Here is a 21279-nt window from a genome sequence, read left to right as displayed (position 1 = left end):
TGCCAGCGATGAGGCCTTTGCCGTCACCCTTTAAGCCTGAACGATACGTACCTCTTCCTGCGCCACGCCTTCCTTGCGAACAAACCGGTTCGCCCGCCCAAACGTCCCGAAATCATTAAACCGAACTCCCATCTCGCGCATCACCTTGTGCGCCACCGGCACGGTCATCTGACGAATGTAAAACGGTTCCTTCACCACAAAATGATGAATCCCGTGGCTGCTGCCAAAGTTGAAACAGAACGCCTGCAACGGCCACAGCCACCAAGGGTTCAACACCTGACATTGCTGCAGCACATTGCCCGGCTCGACATCGCCGTAGTAATGCATGTTTGAACTGACGAAGTGCAGGCAAAAAGTGCGCAGTACGTTAGGGCCAATGATCACTACCGCCGCGATGTCGATTACTTGCATCACCGACAGCGTGGTCACCGACCATTCGATGGGCGAGCCGCTTAGATACGCGATGCCATTGGCCGCGTGAAATCCGAGAAACACATACCAGGCACCCCAATGCAGCAGCGCCAGCGGCGCGTAGACCTTGAAAACCTTTTTCAGAATGTTCCACTTGTGCGCCCACGTCGGCGTTCGCAGCAAGCGGATGAACGCCGACATCATGTTGTCCCCGACCATCAGCAACCGCGCAAAGCCCCACGGCTCGCCGTTGGTGATTGCGCGTTCTTCCATGTCGGCCTCGGTGCCCGAGACCTTGTGGTGATTGAGGTGCAGATGCCGACGGATCCACGGATTGATCGTGCTCGGCCGCGCCAGCCAGACCAGGCCCATCATCAGGTTGTGCGGCACGCGCTGTTTGCGAAAGTACATGCTGTGGATCAGGTCGTGTTCCAGTTCGTGGGTCAAGGATGCGAAAAACGCGTTGAGCAGCAGGCACACCCACCACGCCATATGCCCGGTGATGTACAGCGCCGCCGAGCCGATCATTCCGAGCAATGCGAACGTCAGAATCCCTGCACCAAGCGCGTCCTGATGTTTGAGAATCGGGTAGCGCTCGCGTAGCTCCACACCCTTGGCCAGCACCACTTGACGAATATGCGCTGATCGCTGAGCAGCATTGTGTTGCTGGGGACTTGCAGAAGTACCGTCCATGCTTCCATCCTCGGGTTTATGATGTTCGCATCCTGCCCTGCGCAGATGACGAACACGGTAGCCGAAAACGCCAACCTGTTGACCGGAAGCGCCAATCAGAATGACGGAACCGACCTCACTCGCCAGCTGGACCCGTGCCCTGCGCAAGCAACTCGATGCGCTGGGGCTGGACAGCACTGCCCTGTGCCAACAGGCCGGGCTCGATCCATCACTGATGGATGACCCGAACGCGCGCTATCCCTTATCCGGCACTACGCGCCTGTGGGAGCTTGCGGTACAGGCCAGTGGCGATCCGGCGCTCGGTCTGCGCGTGTCGCGGTTCGTCAGCCCGACTACGTTTCACGCACTGGGCTATGCGCTGGTCGCCAGTGGCAGCCTGCGCGAGGTGTTCGAGCGCATCGTGCGTTATCACCAGGTGGTCAGCGATGCGCTGGAGTTGGAACTTGTGCGCACGGAGGATCGCTATCGCTTCAGCCTGAAAATCCCGGTCGGTAATCCGGCTCCCGCCTTCGAAGCCATCGATGCCTTCGCCGCAATCTACGTCCGTACCTGCCGCAATCGCCTCGGCCGCGATTACGCACCGCTGGCAGTCTATCTACGACGCCCGGAACCGGCTGATGCGCATCAATGGCACAAAGTCTTTCGCTCGCCGGTGCATTTCGCCGCCGAGGTGGATCGCATCGAGTTCGCGCTGAGCGATTTCGACAGCCACCTCGACGACGCGAACCCGGAACTGGCCGAACACAACGAAACCGTACTCAAACGCACCCTCGCCCAGCTCAAACCACTGACCTGGGAGCGCAAAGTGCGCGACGCGATTGAAGAACAACTGCCCGAAGGCGAACCCAGCGCCGAACGCATCGCCCAGGCTTTGCACCTGAGCCTGCGCAGCCTGCAACGGCATTTGGCAGATGAAGGCTGCCGCTTCGACACGCTGCTTAACGAAAGCCGCGAGAACCTCGCGCTGCTGCATTTGCGCGATCCGCAATGTTCGCTGAGTGAGGTGAGTTATTTGTTGGGATTCGCGGATACCAGCAGCTTTAGCCGCGCGTTCAAGCGCTGGACCGGGATGACGCCGGGGCAGTTTCGCGATCAGTTGCGTTGAGCAGAATTTGTGCTGGATTCAATTACGCCATCGCGGGCAAGCCCGCTCCCACAGGGATCTGCAGGGAATGGGCGTTTTGTGTCCAACACAAAAACCTGTGGGAGCGGGCTTGCCCGCGATGGCGTCAGTCAGATCAACAAAAATCCAAGCTCAAAAACCGTACCCCTCGCATCACTGCTAACCCGCACCTGGCCGCCATGCAATTGCATGATCGAATGCACAATCGCCAGCCCCAAACCACCGGAATCACCCGGTTCAGCACGGGCCGGATCGACGCGGTAGAAGCGGTCGAACAGTTTGCTCAGGTGTTCGTTCGGGATGGCCGGGCCGTGGTTGTGAACTTGCAGCCAGCACATTCCCGGTTCATCGCGCCGACGCAGGCTGATCACGGAATCGATATCGGCATGGCGGACGGCGTTGGCCAACAGGTTGCCCAAGGCGCGTTGCAGCAGTTGCTGATCGGCGAACAACTCGCCGCTGAGGTTGTTTTCCAGTCGGATTCCCCGGTCATCGGCCAAGGCTTCGAAGTAGTCGCATAACTCTTCGCCAATTTCGTTTAGATCCAGCGTGCGCAGATCGAGCGCGCGCTCGGCCTGCTCCGCGCGCGCAAGGAACATCAAATTCTCGGCCATGCGCTTGAGCCGTTCGAATTCCTCCATATTCGAGGCCAGCACTTCCTGATATTCCGCGCTGCTGCGCGGGTGATTCAGCGCCTGGCCGTTGCTCGCGAGCAAGGTGTGCAGCGGCGTACGGATTTCGTGGGCGAGGTCGGCGGAGAACTGCGAAAGACGCTGGAAGCTGTCGTCCAGCCGCGCCAGCATGCCGTTGAGCGCTTGTACCGGTTCGAGTAATTCAGCTGGTGTGTCGTCCGCCGGCAAACGTCGATCGAGGCTGCGCAGGTCGATGCCGCGCACCGCTTCGCTCAGTTTGCCCAGAGGACGCAAGCCACGGCGTAACAGCAACAGACCGAGTGCAAAGGCGAGCACAGCACCGAGACCGACTGCCAGATACAAGCGCATGCGATAACTACCGAGCATCTGCTCGCGTTCGCTGAGCACTTTACCGGCAATCACGGTCAGCGATTCGCCGTTCGGGCCTTGGGCCTCGCCGGATAACAAGGCCAGTTCAGCACCATCGGGCGCCTCCCAAGTCAGTACGTCTCGGCGTTGCGGGGATTGATCACGCGCGATTGCGTTCAACTGCGGAAGATCGCGCTGGCGCGGGTTGATCGCGATTACGCTGGAGCCGTCCGCGCGGCGCACCAGCAGCAAACTGTCGAGGTTGCCGAGCATGTTCTGATACAGCCGTGGCCGCGCCTGCAAGGCGTCGAGGCTGTCGCTGTCAGCAAGCAAGGCGCGCACTTGCTCCAGACGACCGAGCAACGCCATGTCGTCGCGCCAGGCGATTTCCGAGGCCAGCGAGCGATACAGAAACAGGCCAATCGCACTGAGTACCAAAGCGCAGACCGCAGCGAATGCCAGAGCGAGCCGCCAGGCGATGGATCTAGAGCGCATCGTCCGGCGCTTCCAGTTGATAGCCGACCCCGCGCACGGTGTGGATCAGTTTCGGCATGTACGGATCATCGATCTTCGAGCGCAGACGCCGCACCGCGACCTCGACCATGTTGGTGTCGCTGTCGAAATTCAGGTTCCACACCTGCGAGGCGATCAGCGTACGCGACAACACTTCGCCCTGACGGCTGGCGAGCAATTGCAGCAAAGCGAATTCCTTGTTGGTCAGTGAAATGCGCTGACCTCCCCGACTGACCCGCCGCCGCAGTACGTCGATTTCCAGATCGGCGATGCTGTACGACTCGGCTTCGCGCATCGGCCCGCGGCGCAGCAGCGTGCGCACGCGCGCCAGCAACTCGGCGAAGGCGAAAGGTTTGAGCAGGTAGTCATCGGCGCCAAGTTCGAGGCCGCGGACGCGGTCTTCGATGGCATCTTTCGCAGTCAGAAACAGCACCGGCGTGGCACCGCGCTGGCGGATCAGTTGCAACAATTGCCAGCCGTTGAGGCCCGGCAGCATCACGTCGAGGATGATCAGGTCGTATTCCTGCTGCTCAATGAAGTAGCGCCCGTCGAGGCCATTGAGCGCCACATCTACCGCAAAACCCGACTCTCCCAGCCCTTTGGCGAGGAAGTTCGCGGTTTTGGCTTCATCTTCTACAACCAGCAAACGCATGGCACACCTCGATTATTCAGGCACACAGGCTAGGCGCCTTCGTCGGTTTTGCCCATTACAAACTTGTAATCCGGCTGACGAGGTTTCGACGGGGACTGGCGGCTAAGGTGGCGACCTCAGTTTCTGGAGCCTACCCATGACCGTCAAATACTTGATTGCCAGCCTCGCGATCAGCCTCAGCAGCGGCGCGTTTGCCGCGCCTGAACTGCCGCGTCACGCCGACCTCGACCTGAAAAACGCACGACTGCTCGCCGACATGGCGCTGGAAAACTGCAGCGGTACGGTGTCGGTGCTCGACCGTGGCGGCAACCTGTTGGTGACCTTGCGCGGCGACGGTATCGGCCCGCACAACACCGCTGCCAGCCAGCGCAAGGCCTATACAGCGCTGTCGACGAAAACCCCGACCCGACTGTTCGCCGAGCGCGCTCGCAGCAATCCGGAGACGGCCAACCTCAATACCCTCGATGAATTGCTGTTGCTGGGCGGCGGCATTCCGCTGTTTGCCGGCAAGGAATTGGTCGGCGCCATCGGTGTGGCCGGTTCCGGCGGCGGCGAGCAAGACGAAAACTGTGCGATCAAGGCTGCCGAAAAGGTCGGCCTGTCTTTCAACCGTTCTTGAACCCAGGAGAATCACCATGACTGCTTTGCGTATGACTTTCGCGGCACTCGGCCTGAGCGCTTTTTCAAGCCTGGCGCTGGCCGCCGGCAACCCTTTGAGCGTGCACGTGCTCAACCTGGAAAACGGCCTGCCGTCGCCGGGCATCAACGTCACGCTGGAGAAACACGTCGGCCAGGACTGGCAGCCGCTGGCTAAAGGCACCACCAATGAGCAGGGGCGGATTGCCGAACTGTTCCCGGCGAACAAGCCGTTTGAGGCGGGTGAATATCGGGTGGTGTTCAAGACCGGCGAGTACTTCGAGAAGGCCAAGCATGAGACGTTTTTTCCGGAAATTCCGGTGATCTTTCAGGTGAAGCAGACGGATCAGCACTATCACATTCCATTGCTGCTGAGCCCGTATGGCTTCTCGACCTATCGCGGGTCGTAAGAACAACACATGACTCCATGTGGGAGCTAGCCTGCTAGCTCCGACAAGGGTTTTGAGTGATTTAGGGGCCTACAACTTTAAAATCGAAAATTTTCGTGAACGGCGACCTTTCACGGTTATTCGTCTGGAATGCGACTGCGGAGTAGGAACGTACATCCAAGTTGAAATCATTAGTCCAGTTACCGTTACCATCAGCCGTAGCCGATGCCAGCTCTGTACCATCAATCGGGACTGAAACAACGACCACCATCCAGCCCGCCAGAGCGGTGCCCGAAAAATTCACGGGATTGTTGACGTCACCATTCGGGCTATTGACCACCGGCGGTTCGATGCTCTTGTTTTCATTCAGTTTGGTGTGATCAACGCCGCTGGTTACTTTACTGTTCATCGGTTCAACTCCTTTTGTTGTCTTGATTGACCTAGCTCTTTTACATCGCCCGATGTGCGCCAGCTACTGTCAGATCTGACAGGTGGCGCGCAGTTTCTGCATGTCCAGAATCTCGATTTCCCCATAGCCGAGACCAATAATTCCCTGCTCTTTCAAGTCCTTGAGAATCTGATTGGTGGTCTGCCGTGACAGCGACAGCATCGACGCCAGCTGTTCCTGTGGCAGCTGCAAAACCCGGCGTGGCGGATCGAGTTCGCCATAGCCTTCGGCAATCATCAGCAACCGATGGGCCAGACGCGCCGGGGCCGGCAGCAGGCTCAATTGCTCAAGGTTGATAAAGGTCAGCCGCAGTTTGTGGGTCATCAGCAGCGCCAGATGCCGCCAGTACACCGGTTGCTCATCAAGCAATTGCAGCAGCGCAGCCTGCGGGATATTCAGCAACGTACACGGCCCCACCGCGTAAGCGTCGTGAGTGCGCGGCTGGCCGTCGAACAGGCAGATCTCGCCGAACCAGTGCGGCGCTTCCACCAGGCTCAGCAGGGCCTCTTTACCCTGCTCGCTGACCGCCCCGATGCGCACCGCGCCTTCAAGCACCGCGTACAAGCCGCACGGTGCATCGCCGCGCTGAAACAAGCGCTGCCCCGCCGTCAGCCGCCGCTCCCTGGCCGCTGCCAGCAGACTATCCTGAAAGGACGCAGGCAGATGACTGAACCACTGCCCGGTCAGCAGCCGTGAACGCATTTCCATGAACACTCCTGGATTGTCGTCTGCCTGACAGAGTGAACGCCGATTGCGGCGCATGCTGCGATCACCCTACAGGAGGAACAACAATGAAAAGCCTCGTCGATCATTTGAGTCAATACGCCGCTTACCACCGTGACCCGCGCAACATTGCCAGCCACTTTATCGGGATTCCGCTGATCGTAGTGGCGGTCGCGGTTTTGCTGTCGCGGCCGGAGTGGTCGCTTGGCGGATTGTGGATTTCGCCTGCCGTGCTGGTGGCGCTAGCCTCAGCGTGGTTTTACCTGCGACTGGAATTGAAACTCGGGGTGTTGATGACGGCGTTGTTGGCGCTGTCGGTATGGGCCGGGCATGTGCTGGCGCAGCAGAGCACGCTGGTGTGGCTGAGCAGCGGGCTGGGGATGTTTGTGGTGGGCTGGGCGATCCAGTTTGTCGGGCATCACTACGAAGGGCGCAAACCGGCGTTTGTCGATGATGTAACGGGGCTGATTGTCGGGCCGTTGTTTGTGGTCGCGGAGTTGGCGTTCGTGCTCGGGTTGCGGCATGAATTGAAAGAGCAGATCGAGGCGCGGGCTGGAGCGGTGCGGGTCAATCCGAATCGCGCAGCTGTGTAGATCGCAATCGCGGGCAAGCCCACTCCCACAGTGATCGAGTCGTTCACAAATTATGTGTTCGCCGAAGAACCTGTGGGAGCGGGCTTGCCCGCGATGCTTTTAGAGATTGGCGACTTTCTGCCAGACCTTGGGTTTGAAGAACAGAGTTTCACCCTTGGCCAACCCGATCAGGCTGTCGTGATCTTTCACCACTTCCGCTTCGATCAGATCAGTCTGCCCTTCAACCTTCAACGTCACCCGTGTGGTCGCGCCCAGCGGCCGGATATCGCGTACTTCGGCAGCGTGGTGATCTTCCAGCTCATGCTTGGACAACGACACTTCGTGAGGACGGAACAGCACGTGATTGTCGTCGCTCAGCAGCAAGCGATTGGAATCGCCGAGGAAGTGATACACGAAATCGCTGGCCGGGTTTTCGTACACCTCGCCCGGTGAGCCGATCTGCTCGATCACACCCTTGTTCATCACCACAATACGGTCGGCGACTTCCATGGCTTCTTCCTGGTCATGGGTCACGAACACCGAAGTCAGGTTGATGTCTTCGTGCAGGCGCGCCAGCCAGCGGCGCAATTCCTTGCGCACCTTGGCGTCGAGGGCGCCGAACGGTTCGTCGAGCAGCAGCACTTTCGGCTCGACCGCCAAGGCGCGGGCCAGAGCGATCCGCTGACGCTGACCACCGGACAGCTGTTCCGGATAACGATCCGCCAACCAGTCTAGTTGCACCATGTTCAGCAGCTCATGCACCTTGGCCGCAATCTGGCTCTCGCTCGGACGCTGGTTTTTCGGCTTCATGCGCAGACCGAACGCGACGTTGTCGAACACCGTCATGTGGCGGAACAGAGCGTAATGCTGGAATACGAAACCGACGTTGCGATCACGCACATCGTGACCGGAGACGTCTTCACCGTGGAATACGATGTTGCCTTTGTCCGGGGTTTCCAGACCGGCGATGATCCGCAGCAGCGTGGTCTTGCCGCAGCCGGACGGGCCGAGCAACGCGACCAGTTCACCGCTGTGAATGTCCAGGCTGATGTTGTCCAGCGCCTTGAAGGCATTGAAATTCTTGCTGACGTTACGCACTTCGATCGACATGAATTATTCCTCCGCGGCGCTGGCGCGCAGGCGGTTGATACGGTTTTCGCTCCACTGCTTGGCCAGCAGGATGAAGAGCGCCAGGATCAGCAACAGGCTCGCCACAGCGAACGCGGCCACGTGGTTGTATTCGTTGTAGAGGATCTCGACGTGCAACGGCAAGGTGTTGGTCACCCCGCGAATGTGCCCGGAAACCACCGACACCGCACCGAACTCACCCATGGCCCGCGCGGTACACAGCACCACGCCATAAATCAGGCCCCATTTGATGTTGGGAACGGTGACGTGCCAGAACATCTGCCAGCCGTTGGCGCCGAGCAGACGTGCGGCCTCTTCTTCCTGCGTGCCTTGCTCCTGCATCAGCGGAATCAACTCACGCGCCACGAATGGCACGGTGACGAAAATCGTCGCCAGCACGATACCCGGCAAAGCGAACACGATCTGGATGTCGTGCTCCTGCAGCCACGGTCCGAACAAGCCCTGAGCACCGAACATCAACACGTAGACCAAACCGGCGATCACCGGCGATACCGAGAACGGCAGGTCGATCAGCGTCACCAGCATGCTCTTGCCACGGAACGAGTACTTGCTCACGCACCACGCGGCGCTGACGCCGAACACCAGATTCAGCGGCACCGAAATCAGCACGGCGAACACCGTGAGTTTCAGCGCCGACAAGGCATCCGGTTCAAAGATCGCGGTGAAGAATGCGCCGAGGCCGTTTTTCAAACCCTGGGATACGACGATGAACAGCGGCAGCAGTAGAAACAGCGCAAAAATCAACCAGCCGAGGCCGATCAATATTCTGCGTGCAGTCGCACTGCCACGCCGGGCAGCGTTGGCCGAGGAAGCGGCCGCAATAGACGATTGGGACATGTTCGCGCCTCCTTATGGGGTTTCGATGCGCCGCTGCAGCAAGTTGATCAGCAGCAACAAGACGAAGGAAACCACCAGCATCAGCACGCCGATGGAAGTGGCGCCGGTGTAATCGTATTGGTCGAGTTTGACCATGATCAGCAGCGGCAGGATCTCGGTTTTCATCGGCATGTTGCCGGCGATGAAAATCACCGAACCGTACTCGCCGACGCCACGGGCAAACGCCAGGGCAAAACCGGTCAACCAGGCGGGCAACAGCGCCGGCAGTAATATGTGCCGGAACACCTGGAATGGTTTGGCACCGAGGCACGCGGCGGCTTCTTCCACTTCACGCGGGATATCGGCCAACACCGGCTGCACTGTACGCACCACGAATGGCAGCGTGACGAAGGTCAGCGCCAAAGTGATGCCGAGCGGGGTGTAGGCGATCTTGAAACCGAGGTCAGCGGCGAACTGTCCGACCAGCCCGTTGGGCGCGTACAGCGCGGTCAGCGCGATGCCGGCGACTGCCGTCGGCAGAGCGAACGGCAGGTCGATCATCGCGTCGATCACCTTGCGCCCCGGGAAGGTGTAGCGCACCAGCACCCAGGCCAGCAGCGTGCCGATGATGCCGTTGATGATCGCGGCGCACAGCGCGGTGCCGAAGCTCAGCTTCAAGGCTGCCAGCACGCGCGGTGCGGAGATGATCGTCCAGAACTGATCCCAGGTGAGCTGCGAGGCATGGACGAACATCGCCGCCAGCGGGATTAGCACAATCAGGCTGAGGTACACCAAGGTGTAACCCAGCGTCAGCCCGAAGCCGGGTATGACGGGGGAGATACGACGCGACATAGAAGTCCCTGGTTAAAAACGCATCAATGTGGGAGCGCGCCCTGTGGCGAGGGGATTTATCCCCGTTGGGCTACGCAGTAGCCCCAAAATCGGCAATTGCGGAAAACAGACACACCGCATGCGAAGGTTTTGGGGCAGCTACGCTGCCCAACGGGGATAAATCCCCTCGCCACAGAAGCTCACTCCCACACGTAGTGAGTCAGATTACTGCGCCTGATAGATCTGGTCGAATACACCGCCGTCGTTGAAGAACTTCGGCTGAGCGGTTTTCCAGCCGCCGAAGTCTTTGTCGATGGTCACCAGATCGAGGGTCGGGAACTGCTTGGCGTACTTGGCAGCCACTTCTTTATCCCGTGGACGATAGAAGTTTTTCGCGGCGATTTCCTGACCGGCCGGGCTGTACAGGTGTTTCAGATAGGCTTCGGCGATCTGCGCGTTGCCCTTCTTCTCGGCGTTCTTGTCGACCACCGCTACCGGTGGCTCGGCAAGGATCGACAACGAAGGCACGACGATCTCGAACTTGTCCGCGCCGCCGTCTTCTTTCAGCGCCAGGAACGCTTCGTTTTCCCAGGCCAGCAACACGTCACCCTGACCGTTGTTGACGAAGGTGATGGTCGAACCGCGAGCGCCGGTATCCAGCACCGGAACGTGCTTGAACAAGGTCTGGACGTATTCTTTGGCTTTGGCTTCGTTGCCGCCATTGGCTTTCAGACCGTAGGCCCACGCGGCGAGGAAGTTCCAGCGTGCGCCGCCGGAGGTTTTTGGATTCGGGGTGATCACCGAGACGTCGTTCTTGACCAGATCGCCCCAGTCCTTGATGCCTTTCGGGTTGCCTTTGCGCACCAGGAACACGATGGTGGAGGTGTATGGGGTGCTGGCGTCCGGCAGGCGTTTCTGCCAATCGGCCGGCAGGGTTTTGCCGAGCTTGGCGATTTCGTCGATGTCGCCGGCCAGAGCCAGGGTCACAACGTCGGCACGCAAGCCGTCGATCACCGCGCGGCCCTGTTTGCCCGAACCACCGTGAGATTGCTGGATTTTCACGTTGTCGCCAGCGTGCTCCTGCTGCCAGAACTTGATGAACTCAGCGTTGTAGTCCTGATACAGCTCGCGCGTCGGGTCATACGACACGTTGAGCAGTTCGTAATCCTTGGCAACCGCGGAACCGGCAAACACAGCGCTGGCCAGTGCGGCCAAAGCGTAACGGCGAATCGACGACATGGTGAAAGCTCCTGGAATTCTTGGTGGTGGCTTTTTCTTATGAATATCTGGAATCGGGTTTGCCGGTTTAAAGATCGCAGCCTGCGGCAGCTCCACACACAGCCCCCTGTAGGAGCTGACGCAGGCTGCGATCTTTTGATCTTCACTCAGCCCGGTTGTTTACCTGGTTGCTGCAAACGGAATTTCTCTTTGCGTTCGATCTGAACCACCTGGGCGTTATGCACAGTGATTTCCACCGCGCCGAATCGCAGGTCGCGCAAAGCGGCCTGGATTTCGCGCAAGATGGTGCTTTCGTCCTGACCGTCAACGCTACGCAGGGATGCGCTCATGGTGCTGCTCCTTTGGATGAAATATGCCTGGCAGTGGGCGGCACTGCGTTCGGCGTAGGAGCAATATAAGAGAGCTTTAGATATTCTTAAAAAGACTATTTAAGAATGTTTATATAACTGAAAAACATTATGTGACAGGGCAAGGGTTTGCGCCGCGTTCAGCCGATGGCGGGCGCTCTGGCCCAATCGATTTCCTGCCCCGGTACTGGCCGCCCAAACCAGTAGCCTTGTCCCAGATCGCATTCCTGTCCGAGCAGAAACGCTGCCTGCTCCACCTGTTCGATCCCTTCGGCGTGCACCTGCATGCCCATGCTCCGCGCCAGCGCGACGATCACCCGCACAATCGCCGCGTCGTCCTCGTCCCATGGCAGCCCGGCGACAAAACCCTGATCGATCTTGAGCTTCTGCACCGGCAGCCGCTTGAGTCGCAACAACGACGAATAACCGGTGCCGAAATCATCGATGGCCAGACGAATGCCCAGTTCGCGCAGACGATGCATCTGTTCCAGCGCCACTTCCGGGTCGTCCATCACCGCGCTTTCAGTGACTTCCAGTTCCAGACAGGCCGGATCCAGCCCAGTCTCGTGCAGCACCTGCGCCACCTGTTGATACAACTCACGCCGGGCGAACAGCCGCGACGACACGTTCACCGCGACAAACGACAGCACGATGCCGGACTGCTGCCATTGGCACATCTGCTCACAAGCCTGCTGCATTACCCAGGCGTCGATTTCGGCAATCAACCCGGTGCGTTCGGCAATCGGGATGAATTCCGCCGGTGACACCAGACCGCGCTGCGGATGCTGCCAGCGCACCAGCGCTTCGACGCCGATCAGGCGACTGCTTTTCAGGTCGTGCACCGGTTGGTAGTAGACGCGCAACTCTTGCTGCTCCAGCGCACGACGCAGCTCGAAGGCGATTTCCACCCGTTGTTGCGCATGGGCCGTCAGTTCCTCGGTGTACAACGCGTAACCGTTGCGACCGCTGCTCTTGGCTTTGAACAGCGCCGCGTCGGCGTTGCGCAGCAGTTGCTCGGCGCTCAAGGCATCGCTGGGAAACAGGCTGATGCCGACGCTGGCATGGATGAGCAGCGGATTACCCTCGAGGCAGAACGGCTGCTTGAGGCCGTCGAGAATGCGTTGTGCCAGAGCGGCAGCCTGCGCGGGTTGTGGACAACTTTCCGCGAGCACCGCGAACTCGTCACCACCGAGGCGCGCCAGAGTGATGCCCGCCCCGAACAACTCCTGCAAACGCCCGGCCACGGCCTTGAGCAAGCGGTCACCAATATTATGGCCGAGGCTGTCATTGATCAGTTTGAAGTGATCGAGATCGATCATCAGCAGCGCGCAGCCGCGCTTGTGCGTCTGCGCCGAAGCCAGCGCCTGCTCGGCGCGGTCACTGAACAACAGGCGATTGGGCAGGTCGGTCAGTGGATCGTGGTGCGCGAGGCGCTTGAGCTCGTGCTCGGAATCCTTGATCGCGCTGATGTCGGAAAACACCGCCACGTAATGGCTGAGCCGGCCATCATCGTCACGAATCACCCGGATCGTCTGCCACTGCGGGTAGATCTCGCCGTTTTTGCGCCGGTTCCAGATCTCGCCGCTCCATTCATCGCTGGCTTGTAGCGTGGCGAACATCGCCTGGTAGAAGCCCGGCGGGTGATGGCCGGACTTGAACAGGCTGGGTTGCTGGCCGAGGACTTCTTCGCGCTGGTAACCGGTGATCTCGATGAATGCGCGGTTGACGTGCACGATCAGCCCTTCGCGGTTGGTCACCAATACACCTTCGCGAGTGCAGTCGAACACCGCTGCGGCCTGACGCAGGCGCTCGCGATCTGCTTCGCGCTCACGCAGACGCGCGCCGATGCCGAGAAACCTGAATAACCGCGCCCGGGCGAGGAAGATCAAACCGGCACTGATCGCCACAAACAGATAACCGTTGATCAGTTGCCAATGCAGTAAATCTTCTGCGCCGTCCACGGAGCTATCGAAGAAACTGTTCAATAAATAACCAGTGCCCTGCAACCAGACAACGGCAAGTACCAGGTAAAGCAGCGCTGCACGCAATGCATCGCGATAAGTGGCAGACATTCGGCCGTCCATGTCCCTACAAAAAGGCTGGATTATAGGTCAAGAAACATTCAGCCATCTCTTATCTGAAAGGGTGACTGGTTTTATCTGTGTGCTTGGTGATAATGCTACGGCTGTTTTTATCTTTATCGAGGGCCCTATAGCCTATGTGGTACGAAGGTTTTCTTGGCTTGTCGGCCTGGTCACTGGTGGCAGTCACCCTGCTGATGACCCACGTGACGATTGTTGGCGTGACGGTCTACTTGCACCGCTATTCAGCCCATCGCTCGCTTGAGCTGAATGCCGGCCTGAAGCATTTCTTCCGTTTCTGGCTGTGGCTGACCACGGCGCAGAACACCCGTGAGTGGACCGCTATCCACCGCAAACACCACGCCAAGTGCGAAACCGTTGATGACCCGCACAGCCCGGTTATCAAGGGTTTGTCGACGGTGTTGCGTACCGGCGCCGAGCTGTACCGCAGCGAAGCGCAGAACCCCGAGACCCTGCGCATCTACGGCAAGAACTGCCCCGAAGACTGGATCGAACGCAACCTCTACAGCCGTTATCCGCTGCTGGGCGTGGCGATCATGGGTGTGATTGATCTGCTGCTGTTCGGCACCATTGGCATCACCATCTGGGCAATCCAGATGATGTGGATCCCGGTGTGGGCTGCCGGCGTGATCAACGGCCTCGGGCATGCCATCGGCTATCGCAACTTCGAGTGCCGTGATGCGGCGACCAATCTGGTGCCGTGGGGCATCCTGATCGGCGGTGAAGAACTGCACAACAACCATCACACCTATCCCAATTCGGCCAAGCTGTCGGTGAAGAAGTGGGAATTCGACCTCGGCTGGGCGTGGATTCAAGTTTTCAGCTTCCTGCGTCTGGCCAAGGTGCAGCGCGTCGCGCCGATTGCCCACCGCGTCGAAGGCAAGGGCAATCTGGACATGGACACCGCCATGGCGATCCTCAACAACCGCTTCCAGATCATGGCCCAGTACCGCAAGTTGGTGATTGGCCCGTTGGTCCAACAGGAACTGGCCAAGGTCGATCATTCGGTGCGTCACCAGTTCCACCGGGCCAAGCGCCTGTTGTCGCGGGAAACCAGTCTGCTGGAAGATCGCCACCACGCGCGCATCCAGAGCATGCTCGAACACAGCCACGCGCTGAAGGTCATTTACGAAAAACGCCTGGCCTTGCAGCAGATCTGGGTCAAGACCAGCGCAAATGGCCACGACATGCTTGCGGCGATCAAGGAATGGATTCACGAGGCTGAGGCCAGTGGCATCCAATCCCTGCGCGAGTTTGCCGACCAGCTGAAAACCTACTCGCTGCGCCCAGCCGCAGTCTGAAGCCATTGATCGGTGCGCCCGGACCCGGGCGCACCCTTTGGAACTTCCCCTTCAATCCCCTATCTCAATGACACTTCGCCACCCCCGGCGGGTTGAACCGTGGCCGTTGTCGACTTGCGGCACGCCTTTTGAGATTGGTGCCGATGGTCAACAACAACCAAAAAGACTCATCCCTCCCCCAGTGGCCCGAGGCCGCGCAAACCCTCATGGCTTTGATGCACGCCCAAGGCGAAGTCGCTCGACTGAGCGAGCGCGAACAGCTGTTCAGTTCGCTGCTGGTCAGCGTCAACGCGGTGCTTTGGGCGTTTGACTGGGAAACCCGTCAGGTGCTTTACGTCAGCCCGGCCTATGAGCGGATTTTCGGCCGCTCCGCTGCACTGCTGATGGCCGACTACAACCAGTGGCGTGACAGCATCTACCCCGACGATCTGGACTACGCCGAGCGCAGCCTCGCCGACGTGCTGCACAAAGGCGCAGTGGAAGACCGTGAGTACCGGATCATCGCCGCCGATGGCCAGGTGCGCTGGATCAGCGACAAATGCTTCATCAACCGCCAGGACGAACCCGGCCAACCGGTGATCATCGTCGGCATTGCCGAAGACATCACCGAAAAGAAGCAAATGGAAAGCGAGCTGCAACGCCTGGCCACCACCGATGTGCTGACCCAGAGCAGCAACCGCCGACACTTCTTCGAATGCGCCCACCGCGAGTTCGCGCAGGCGCGCCTGCAAGGCGCGCCGCTGGCGTTTCTGCTGCTGGATATCGATGACTTCAAGCTGATCAACGACACCTTCGGCCATCAGGAGGGCGACAGCGTTTTGCAGAAGATTGCCGAGTGCGGACGCGCGTCATTGCGCCGGGGCGATCTGTTTGGACGGATTGGTGGTGAGGAGTTTGCGGCGGTGTTTCCGGGCTGCGCGCCAGACATGGCCATGCAAGTCTCCGAGCGCTTGCAGAAGGAGATTCAGCGGTTGAGTTTCAGCCATGGCGAGCAGACGTTTGGCGTGACCGTCAGTCAGGGATTGACCAGCATGACCGCCGAAGACGAAAGCCTCGACAGCCTGTTTGCCCGGGCGGATGCGTCGATGTACGAAGCCAAACGCCAAGGCAAGAACCGCATTATCTCCGACTAACGCAAAACCACTGTGGGAGCGGGCTTGCCCGCGATGACGGTGTGTCATTCAGTATTGCATAGCCCGACAGGACGCTATCGCGGGCAAGCCCGCTCCCACAAGGTTCAGCGTCGCTGCATTATTTACGCATCCGCAGCAGCTCCGGCAAACCGATCTTGAGCAACCGCGCCGTGCGACTCTTCGCCAGCTCTTCAATGCCCTCATGCTCGGTCAGCCGCGCCATCTGCGCGGCCATGTTCATCACCAGCGCTTCACGCGAATACACCCCGCCACCGAGCTGATACACCGCCGCAATCAACTCGCGCAGTTCCAGCGGCAGCCGCCAGCGGGTGCGCAGCGCCGACCCGTAACCGGCACCGAATTCCGCCAGCGCCTCGCCGACCTCTTCAAGATCATCCAGCTCGCCGCCAGCCTGCTTCCATTCCTGCAAACAACGCAGCAGCGCCAGATCGCCGAGACGATGCAGCATGCCGGCGCAATAACAGCGCTCCTGATCCAGATCGAGCAGCCGCGCCAGAGTGCGTGCGTACTCAGCGGTGTGCAGTGACAATCCCCAGTAACGCTCGGCGTAGTCCGCCAGACACGGATCGCTGAGTTTCGCGCTGCGCTTGAGCGACAGACCAAGAATCAGGTTCATGCTTTGTCCGGTGCCCAGCCGATGCAGGGCCTGCGCCAGCGTCTGCACCGGCGCACCGTGATGCTGCGCGGCGCTGTTGGCGGCGGCGATCAACACCGCAGTGATCTGCGGATCCTTACGGAATTCTTCCTCCAACACCTTCAGATCAAGGCCATTGGGATTGAGACTGCGTTTGACCGCCACTTGCACGTCGGTCATCAACGGCGCGCCGTCGGCCTGCTCGCGGCGTCGTTCGAGGAACACCGACAGCGTCATGCCGGCGGCCAATGCCGGCACTTCGCAAAACACTTCTTCGCCCGCATCGAGCAGCAGATCCTGCAAGCGCTGGGTCAGGCTTTCCATGTTCAGCGGTTTGGTCAGATACGCCAGCGGCGCCAGCGGCAAGGCTTCGCGCACACTGGCGCTGTCGTTGCGGCTGCTCATCAGAATGAACGGCAACGGTGGATTGCGTTTGCGCTGACGCACGCTGCGTAACACGCTCAAACCGTCGATGCCGGGCAATTCCCAGTCGACAATGGCCAGGTCATAGGGCACGTCGCGCAGCAGCGACATCGCCTCTTGGCCATCGGCACACAGATCGAGCCGCGCATCGCAACGCACGTTGAGCAACACTTGTTTAAGCAGGTCACGAGACCAGGGGTCGGCCTCGGCAATCAGCACTCTCGGTACGGCGGGTAAATCAACGGCAGTCATGCGCGCGCTCCCTTGCAATGCTTGAACCTTAGCCAATGCTGGCGTTTCGATACAGCCCTCAATCGCCGGTTGTGTTTCAACAGGCGAAAAAAAACCCGCCGCGGCGGGTTTTTTGTCGATCCGATCACACGGTGCTGCGGATTACAGCTCCGAGAAGCATTCTTCGATGATCGCCAGACCTTTGTCCAGTTGCTCGTCCGGCGAGGTCAGCGGTACGAGTACACGCAGAACGTTGCCGTAAGTGCCGCAGGACAGCAGGATCAGGCCCTTGTCGCGAGCTTTGGCCACAACCGATGCCACGGCAGCAGCATTCGGTTTGTGGCTGTCGCCGTTTTCGAACAGCTCGACCGCGATCATCGCGCCCAGTGCACGGACTTCGCCGATTACCGGGTACTTGGCTTGAATCGCCTTCAGGCCAGTCACCAGACGCTCGCCGACCGCTTTGCAGCGATCCAGCAGGTTTTCTTCTTCGAACACTTCCATCACGGCCAGAGCAGCGGCGCAAGCGATCGGGCTACCGGCGTAAGTGCCGCCCAAGCCACCTGGCGCGATGGCGTCCATGTATTCGGCCTTGCCGCACACACCGGCCAGCGGGAAGCCGCCAGCGATGGATTTGGCGAAAGTGGTCAGGTCGGCAGCAACGCCCATCTGTTCCATGGCGAAGAAGGTACCGGTACGGCCAGCGCCGGTTTGTACTTCGTCAGCGATCAACAGGATGCCGTGCTGGTCGCACAGCGCGCGCAGGCGCTTCATGAAGTCTTTCGGCGCGACGTAGAAACCACCTTCGCCCTGAACCGGCTCGATGATGATCGCGGCGATGTCTTTCGGCTCCGCGTCGTTCTTGAAAATGCGTTCGATGCTGGCGATCGAATCGTCAGTGCTCACACCGTGCAGTTCGTTCGGGTACAGCGCGCGGAAGATGCCGCCCGGCATCAGACCCATGCCGGCCGAGTACGGCACGACTTTACCGGTCAGGCCCAGAGTCATCATGGTGCGACCGTGGTAAGCGCCGGTGAACGCGATCACGCCAGCGCGGCCAGTGGCGGCACGGGCGATTTTCACGGCGTTCTCAACGGCTTCGGAACCGGTGGTGACCAGCAAGGTTTTCTTGGCGAAATCGCCCGGCACTTTGGCGTTCACTTTCTCGCACAGTTCCACGTACGGCTCGTAGGCCAGAACCTGGAAGCAGGTGTGAGTCAGCTTGTTCAGTTGCTCGGTCACGGCAGCGATGATTTTCGGGTGCAGGTGACCGGTGTTCAACACAGCGATACCGCCGGCGAAGTCGATGAACTCGCGACCTTCAACGTCAGTCACGGTAGCGTTCTTCGCGGACTCGGCGAAGATCGGGTGAATCTGGCCTACACCACGTGGAACAGCTGCGGTACGGCGGGCCATCAGTTCAGCGTTAGTCTTGCTCATTACAGTCCTCATTCGCCGCTCATCGGGCGGCGTGGTTCAAGGATGAAGCAGCGGGGAATCAGCGGCGGCAGCATGCGATGATCGACTGCCACGGCGTTCCCGGCCGCAGAGAAATTGCGGTTGCAGCGGCGCAAAGGGACAGCGCTCTCGTGCCCTTCGCGCTTGAAACGTTCTCTGACCGGGGTTAGATGCCCAGGCAGAGGTATTTGATTTCCAGATAATCTTCGATGCCGTACTTGGAGCCTTCACGGCCCAGGCCCGAGGCCTTGATGCCGCCGAACGGCGCGACTTCGTTGGAGATCAGCCCGGTGTTGACGCCGACCATGCCGTATTCCAGCGCTTCAGCCACACGGAACACACGGCCCAGGTCACGCGCATAAAAGTACGACGCCAGCCCGAACTCGGTGTCGTTAGACATCGCGATCACTTCGGCTTCGTCTTTGAAGCGGAACAGCGGCGCCAGTGGGCCGAAGGTTTCTTCCTTGGCCACGGCAGCATTTTTTGGCACGTTGGTGAGAATGGTCGGCTCGAAGAAGTTGCCCTCGATGACCTTGCCGCCGGCCAGCACGGTCGCGCCTTTGCTGATCGCGTCAGCAATGTGTTCTTGCACCTTGGCCACGGCTTTCTCGTCGATCAGCGGACCAGTGGTGGTGCCGTCTTCCAGACCGTTGCCGATCTTCAGTTTGGCGACTGCGACTTTGAGTTTCTCGGCGAACGCGTCGTACACCGAATCCTGAATGTACAGACGGTTGGCGCAGACGCAGGTCTGGCCGTTGTTGCGGTATTTGGAAATGATCGCGCCTTCTACGGCCTTATCCAGATCCGCGTCGTCGAACACGATGAACGGCGCGTTGCCGCCCAGTTCCAGCGAGACTTTCTTGATGTCCTTGGCGCATTCGGCCATCAGCTGACGGCCGATTTCGGTCGAGCCGGTGAAGGACAATTTACGCACGATCGGGTTGCTGGTCAGCTCGCTGCCGATGTCGCCGGCGCTGCCGGACACCACGCTGAACACACCGGCAGGAATACCGGCGCGCTGGGCCAGTTCGGCCAGAGCGAATGCAGAGAATGGGGTTTGCGAAGCAGGCTTGAGCACCATGGTGCAACCGGCGGCCAGGGCCGGGCCGGCTTTACGGGTGATCATCGCCGCCGGGAAGTTCCACGGGGTGATGGCTGCGGTCACGCCGATTGGCTGCTTGATCACGATCAGGCGCTTGTCTGGCTGGTGGCCCGGAATCACGTCACCGTAGATGCGCTTGGCTTCTTCGGCGAACCACTCGATGAACGAAGCGGCGTAAACGATTTCGCCCTTGGCTTCGGCCAGTGGCTTGCCTTGCTCGAGGGTCATCAGGCGCGCGAGGTCGTCCTGGTTCTCGATGATCAGTTCGAACCAGCGCCGCAGCTTGTTCGCGCGGTCCTTGGCGGTAAGTGCACGCCAGGCCGGCAGCGCCTTGTCAGCGGCTTCAATGGCACGACGAGTTTCGGCAGCGCCCATCTTCGGCACGGTGCCGAGAATTTCCCCGGTGGCCGGGTTGTTGACCTTGATCGTCTGACCGTTGTCCGCATCGACCCAAGCGCCATCGATGAAGGCTTGCTGGCGGAACAACTGGGTGTCTTTAAGCTGCATGTCGGCTTTCCTTAACAGCACCGCGACGGGCGCGGAGCAAAATTATGATTGTAGAAAGGCGCCTCGCAAGGCTGCCGTCAGGGAAATCATTCACCGGGCTGAAGCACGTATATAGCGCACGACTGGCAACGCGTGCGGCTCAGCATCCAGACAAGGAGCGTTTGAAATCTCAAACGAATCCTAGGTTCAAAGGGGTTAAAGGACAATAGGACGTTCGAAAAAAAGAACAAAAACGCCGCATTCACGCATTTTTCCCGATCAACGTAGCAAACGCCCGTTACAGCTTCAAAAAACACAGACGATTCAGCAGCATGGACGCCCGCAATGCATATGCGTATCATGGCGCCCGCTGCACCAGTAGCTCAGCTGGATAGAGTACTGCCCTCCGAAGGCAGGGGTCGTGGGTTCGAATCCCGCCTGGTGCACCATAGATAGAAACGAAAAAGCCTCAGACCGTCAGGTCTGGGGCTTTTTTGTGTCTGAGATTTGGTGATCGAAGAAATCTCATCAATACAAAATCCTTAAGCGATCTCAGCGCCTAGGCTCATCAACCGACAGGGGCCGTGTAGAGCCGAACATACGCGTTGAGCATTTGGCTTCAATCTGACGAAACGCCCACTCACATATTAGCTTCCGTTGGCCCGCGCAGGTTTCAAAATGAGCGATATGACTTCCGCGCTTGCTTTGAGCCCATCGAACTCAGACGCCATCCTGCTTTAACTCGATCTCGTTAATGAGCGCATCAAGCTCAGAGAACACTGTTTCAGCGGGTATCGAAGACCGTGGGTCTTCACGAGAGGCGGCAAAGCATTCACGAATTACTG

The 21279-nt window shown here is 59.5% G+C and carries 20 protein-coding genes and 1 tRNA gene; 7 read left to right on the top strand and 14 right to left on the bottom strand.

What is annotated here, in order from left to right:
• Positions 1 to 30: 30 nt before the first annotated feature.
• Positions 31 to 1104 carry a fatty acid desaturase gene (locus ACP7EE_RS00335; RefSeq protein WP_426232722.1) on the bottom strand — a complete coding sequence of 358 codons (1074 nt, stop codon included), beginning with the start codon at positions 1102 to 1104 and terminating at the stop codon, positions 31 to 33.
• A gap of 100 nt (positions 1105 to 1204) precedes the next feature.
• Between ACP7EE_RS00335 and ACP7EE_RS00330 the strand changes: the two genes are divergently transcribed.
• Positions 1205 to 2209, top strand: coding sequence for an AraC family transcriptional regulator (locus tag ACP7EE_RS00330; RefSeq protein WP_426232720.1), 1005 nt, complete (start codon positions 1205 to 1207; stop codon positions 2207 to 2209).
• Positions 2210 to 2337: 128 nt separating this feature from the next.
• Here ACP7EE_RS00330 and ACP7EE_RS00325 read toward each other — a convergent pair whose 3' ends face one another.
• A complete protein-coding gene (locus ACP7EE_RS00325; protein ID WP_426232718.1) occupies positions 2338 to 3723 on the bottom strand; it encodes a heavy metal sensor histidine kinase in 1386 nt (461 codons plus the stop codon).
• Entirely contained in the window at positions 3713 to 4393 is a 681-nt protein-coding gene (locus ACP7EE_RS00320; protein WP_426232716.1) for a heavy metal response regulator transcription factor, read from the bottom strand. Before ACP7EE_RS00320 ends, ACP7EE_RS00325 begins: the two co-directional genes overlap by 11 nt.
• A 136-nt stretch (positions 4394 to 4529) precedes the next feature.
• Between ACP7EE_RS00320 and ACP7EE_RS00315 the strand changes: the two genes are divergently transcribed.
• Both ACP7EE_RS00315 and uraH read left to right on the top strand, forming a co-directional pair.
• Positions 4530 to 5012 carry a GlcG/HbpS family heme-binding protein gene (locus tag ACP7EE_RS00315; protein ID WP_426232714.1) on the top strand — a complete coding sequence of 161 codons (483 nt, stop codon included), beginning with the start codon at positions 4530 to 4532 and terminating at the stop codon, positions 5010 to 5012.
• A gap of 16 nt (positions 5013 to 5028) precedes the next feature.
• Positions 5029 to 5439 (top strand): hydroxyisourate hydrolase, encoded by a 411-nt coding sequence (gene uraH, locus ACP7EE_RS00310; RefSeq protein WP_426202096.1) that lies wholly within the window; start codon positions 5029 to 5031, stop codon positions 5437 to 5439.
• Positions 5440 to 5500: 61 nt separating this feature from the next.
• Here uraH and ACP7EE_RS00305 read toward each other — a convergent pair whose 3' ends face one another.
• Complete coding sequence (locus tag ACP7EE_RS00305) at positions 5501 to 5827, bottom strand: hypothetical protein (protein WP_426232711.1); 327 nt, start codon at positions 5825 to 5827, stop codon at positions 5501 to 5503.
• Between the two features lie 69 nt (positions 5828 to 5896).
• Positions 5897 to 6574 carry a Crp/Fnr family transcriptional regulator gene (locus ACP7EE_RS00300; protein ID WP_426232709.1) on the bottom strand — a complete coding sequence of 226 codons (678 nt, stop codon included), beginning with the start codon at positions 6572 to 6574 and terminating at the stop codon, positions 5897 to 5899.
• A gap of 83 nt (positions 6575 to 6657) precedes the next feature.
• On the opposite strand from ACP7EE_RS00300, the gene ACP7EE_RS00295 reads away from it, so the two are divergent.
• Complete coding sequence (locus tag ACP7EE_RS00295; RefSeq protein WP_420646703.1) at positions 6658 to 7182, top strand: DUF962 domain-containing protein; 525 nt, start codon at positions 6658 to 6660, stop codon at positions 7180 to 7182.
• Between the two features lie 99 nt (positions 7183 to 7281).
• Here the strand turns inward: ACP7EE_RS00295 and ACP7EE_RS00290 are convergent, their stop codons facing one another.
• From ACP7EE_RS00290 to dibA, 6 genes are all read right to left on the bottom strand, one after another.
• Positions 7282 to 8271, bottom strand: coding sequence for a sulfate/molybdate ABC transporter ATP-binding protein (locus tag ACP7EE_RS00290; RefSeq protein ID WP_426232707.1), 990 nt, complete (start codon positions 8269 to 8271; stop codon positions 7282 to 7284).
• A gap of 3 nt (positions 8272 to 8274) precedes the next feature.
• Positions 8275 to 9147 (bottom strand): sulfate ABC transporter permease subunit CysW, encoded by an 873-nt coding sequence (cysW, locus tag ACP7EE_RS00285; protein ID WP_420646701.1) that lies wholly within the window; start codon positions 9145 to 9147, stop codon positions 8275 to 8277.
• Positions 9148 to 9159: 12 nt separating this feature from the next.
• Entirely contained in the window at positions 9160 to 9978 is an 819-nt protein-coding gene (cysT, locus tag ACP7EE_RS00280; protein ID WP_420646700.1) for a sulfate ABC transporter permease subunit CysT, read from the bottom strand.
• A 204-nt stretch (positions 9979 to 10182) separates the two neighbouring features.
• Entirely contained in the window at positions 10183 to 11196 is a 1014-nt protein-coding gene (locus ACP7EE_RS00275; protein ID WP_426232704.1) for a sulfate ABC transporter substrate-binding protein, read from the bottom strand.
• A gap of 146 nt (positions 11197 to 11342) precedes the next feature.
• Positions 11343 to 11525, bottom strand: coding sequence for a sulfur starvation response protein OscA (oscA, locus tag ACP7EE_RS00270; protein WP_420646698.1), 183 nt, complete (start codon positions 11523 to 11525; stop codon positions 11343 to 11345).
• A gap of 158 nt (positions 11526 to 11683) precedes the next feature.
• Positions 11684 to 13615, bottom strand: a complete 1932-nt coding sequence (gene dibA / locus ACP7EE_RS00265) for a phosphodiesterase DibA (protein ID WP_426202107.1) — start codon at positions 13613 to 13615, stop codon at positions 11684 to 11686.
• A 146-nt stretch (positions 13616 to 13761) separates the two neighbouring features.
• Between dibA and desA the strand changes: the two genes are divergently transcribed.
• Both desA and ACP7EE_RS00255 read left to right on the top strand, forming a co-directional pair.
• Positions 13762 to 14946 carry a delta-9 fatty acid desaturase DesA gene (gene desA / locus ACP7EE_RS00260; RefSeq protein WP_426232702.1) on the top strand — a complete coding sequence of 395 codons (1185 nt, stop codon included), beginning with the start codon at positions 13762 to 13764 and terminating at the stop codon, positions 14944 to 14946.
• A gap of 143 nt (positions 14947 to 15089) precedes the next feature.
• Positions 15090 to 16079 carry a GGDEF domain-containing protein gene (locus tag ACP7EE_RS00255; RefSeq protein ID WP_426232700.1) on the top strand — a complete coding sequence of 330 codons (990 nt, stop codon included), beginning with the start codon at positions 15090 to 15092 and terminating at the stop codon, positions 16077 to 16079.
• A gap of 118 nt (positions 16080 to 16197) precedes the next feature.
• On the opposite strand, the gene ACP7EE_RS00250 is transcribed toward ACP7EE_RS00255, so the two are convergent.
• The 3 genes from ACP7EE_RS00250 to gabD form a co-directional block, all read right to left on the bottom strand.
• Entirely contained in the window at positions 16198 to 17409 is a 1212-nt protein-coding gene (locus tag ACP7EE_RS00250) for an HDOD domain-containing protein (RefSeq protein ID WP_426232698.1), read from the bottom strand.
• 141 nt (positions 17410 to 17550) lie between these two features.
• Positions 17551 to 18828 (bottom strand): 4-aminobutyrate--2-oxoglutarate transaminase, encoded by a 1278-nt coding sequence (gene gabT / locus ACP7EE_RS00245; RefSeq protein ID WP_420646693.1) that lies wholly within the window; start codon positions 18826 to 18828, stop codon positions 17551 to 17553.
• A 184-nt stretch (positions 18829 to 19012) separates the two neighbouring features.
• Complete coding sequence (gene gabD / locus ACP7EE_RS00240) at positions 19013 to 20455, bottom strand: NADP-dependent succinate-semialdehyde dehydrogenase (RefSeq protein ID WP_420646692.1); 1443 nt, start codon at positions 20453 to 20455, stop codon at positions 19013 to 19015.
• 351 nt (positions 20456 to 20806) lie between these two features.
• On the opposite strand from gabD, the gene ACP7EE_RS00235 reads away from it, so the two are divergent.
• Positions 20807 to 20883: transfer RNA gene (locus tag ACP7EE_RS00235), tRNA-Arg, on the top strand.
• The last annotated feature ends 396 nt before the right edge of the window (positions 20884 to 21279 follow it).

It is taken from the genome of Pseudomonas sp. TWP3-2 (assembly GCF_049897765.1).
Taxonomy (GTDB): domain Bacteria; phylum Pseudomonadota; class Gammaproteobacteria; order Pseudomonadales; family Pseudomonadaceae; genus Aquipseudomonas.
This window is presented reverse-complemented; position numbering and strand designations above follow the sequence as displayed.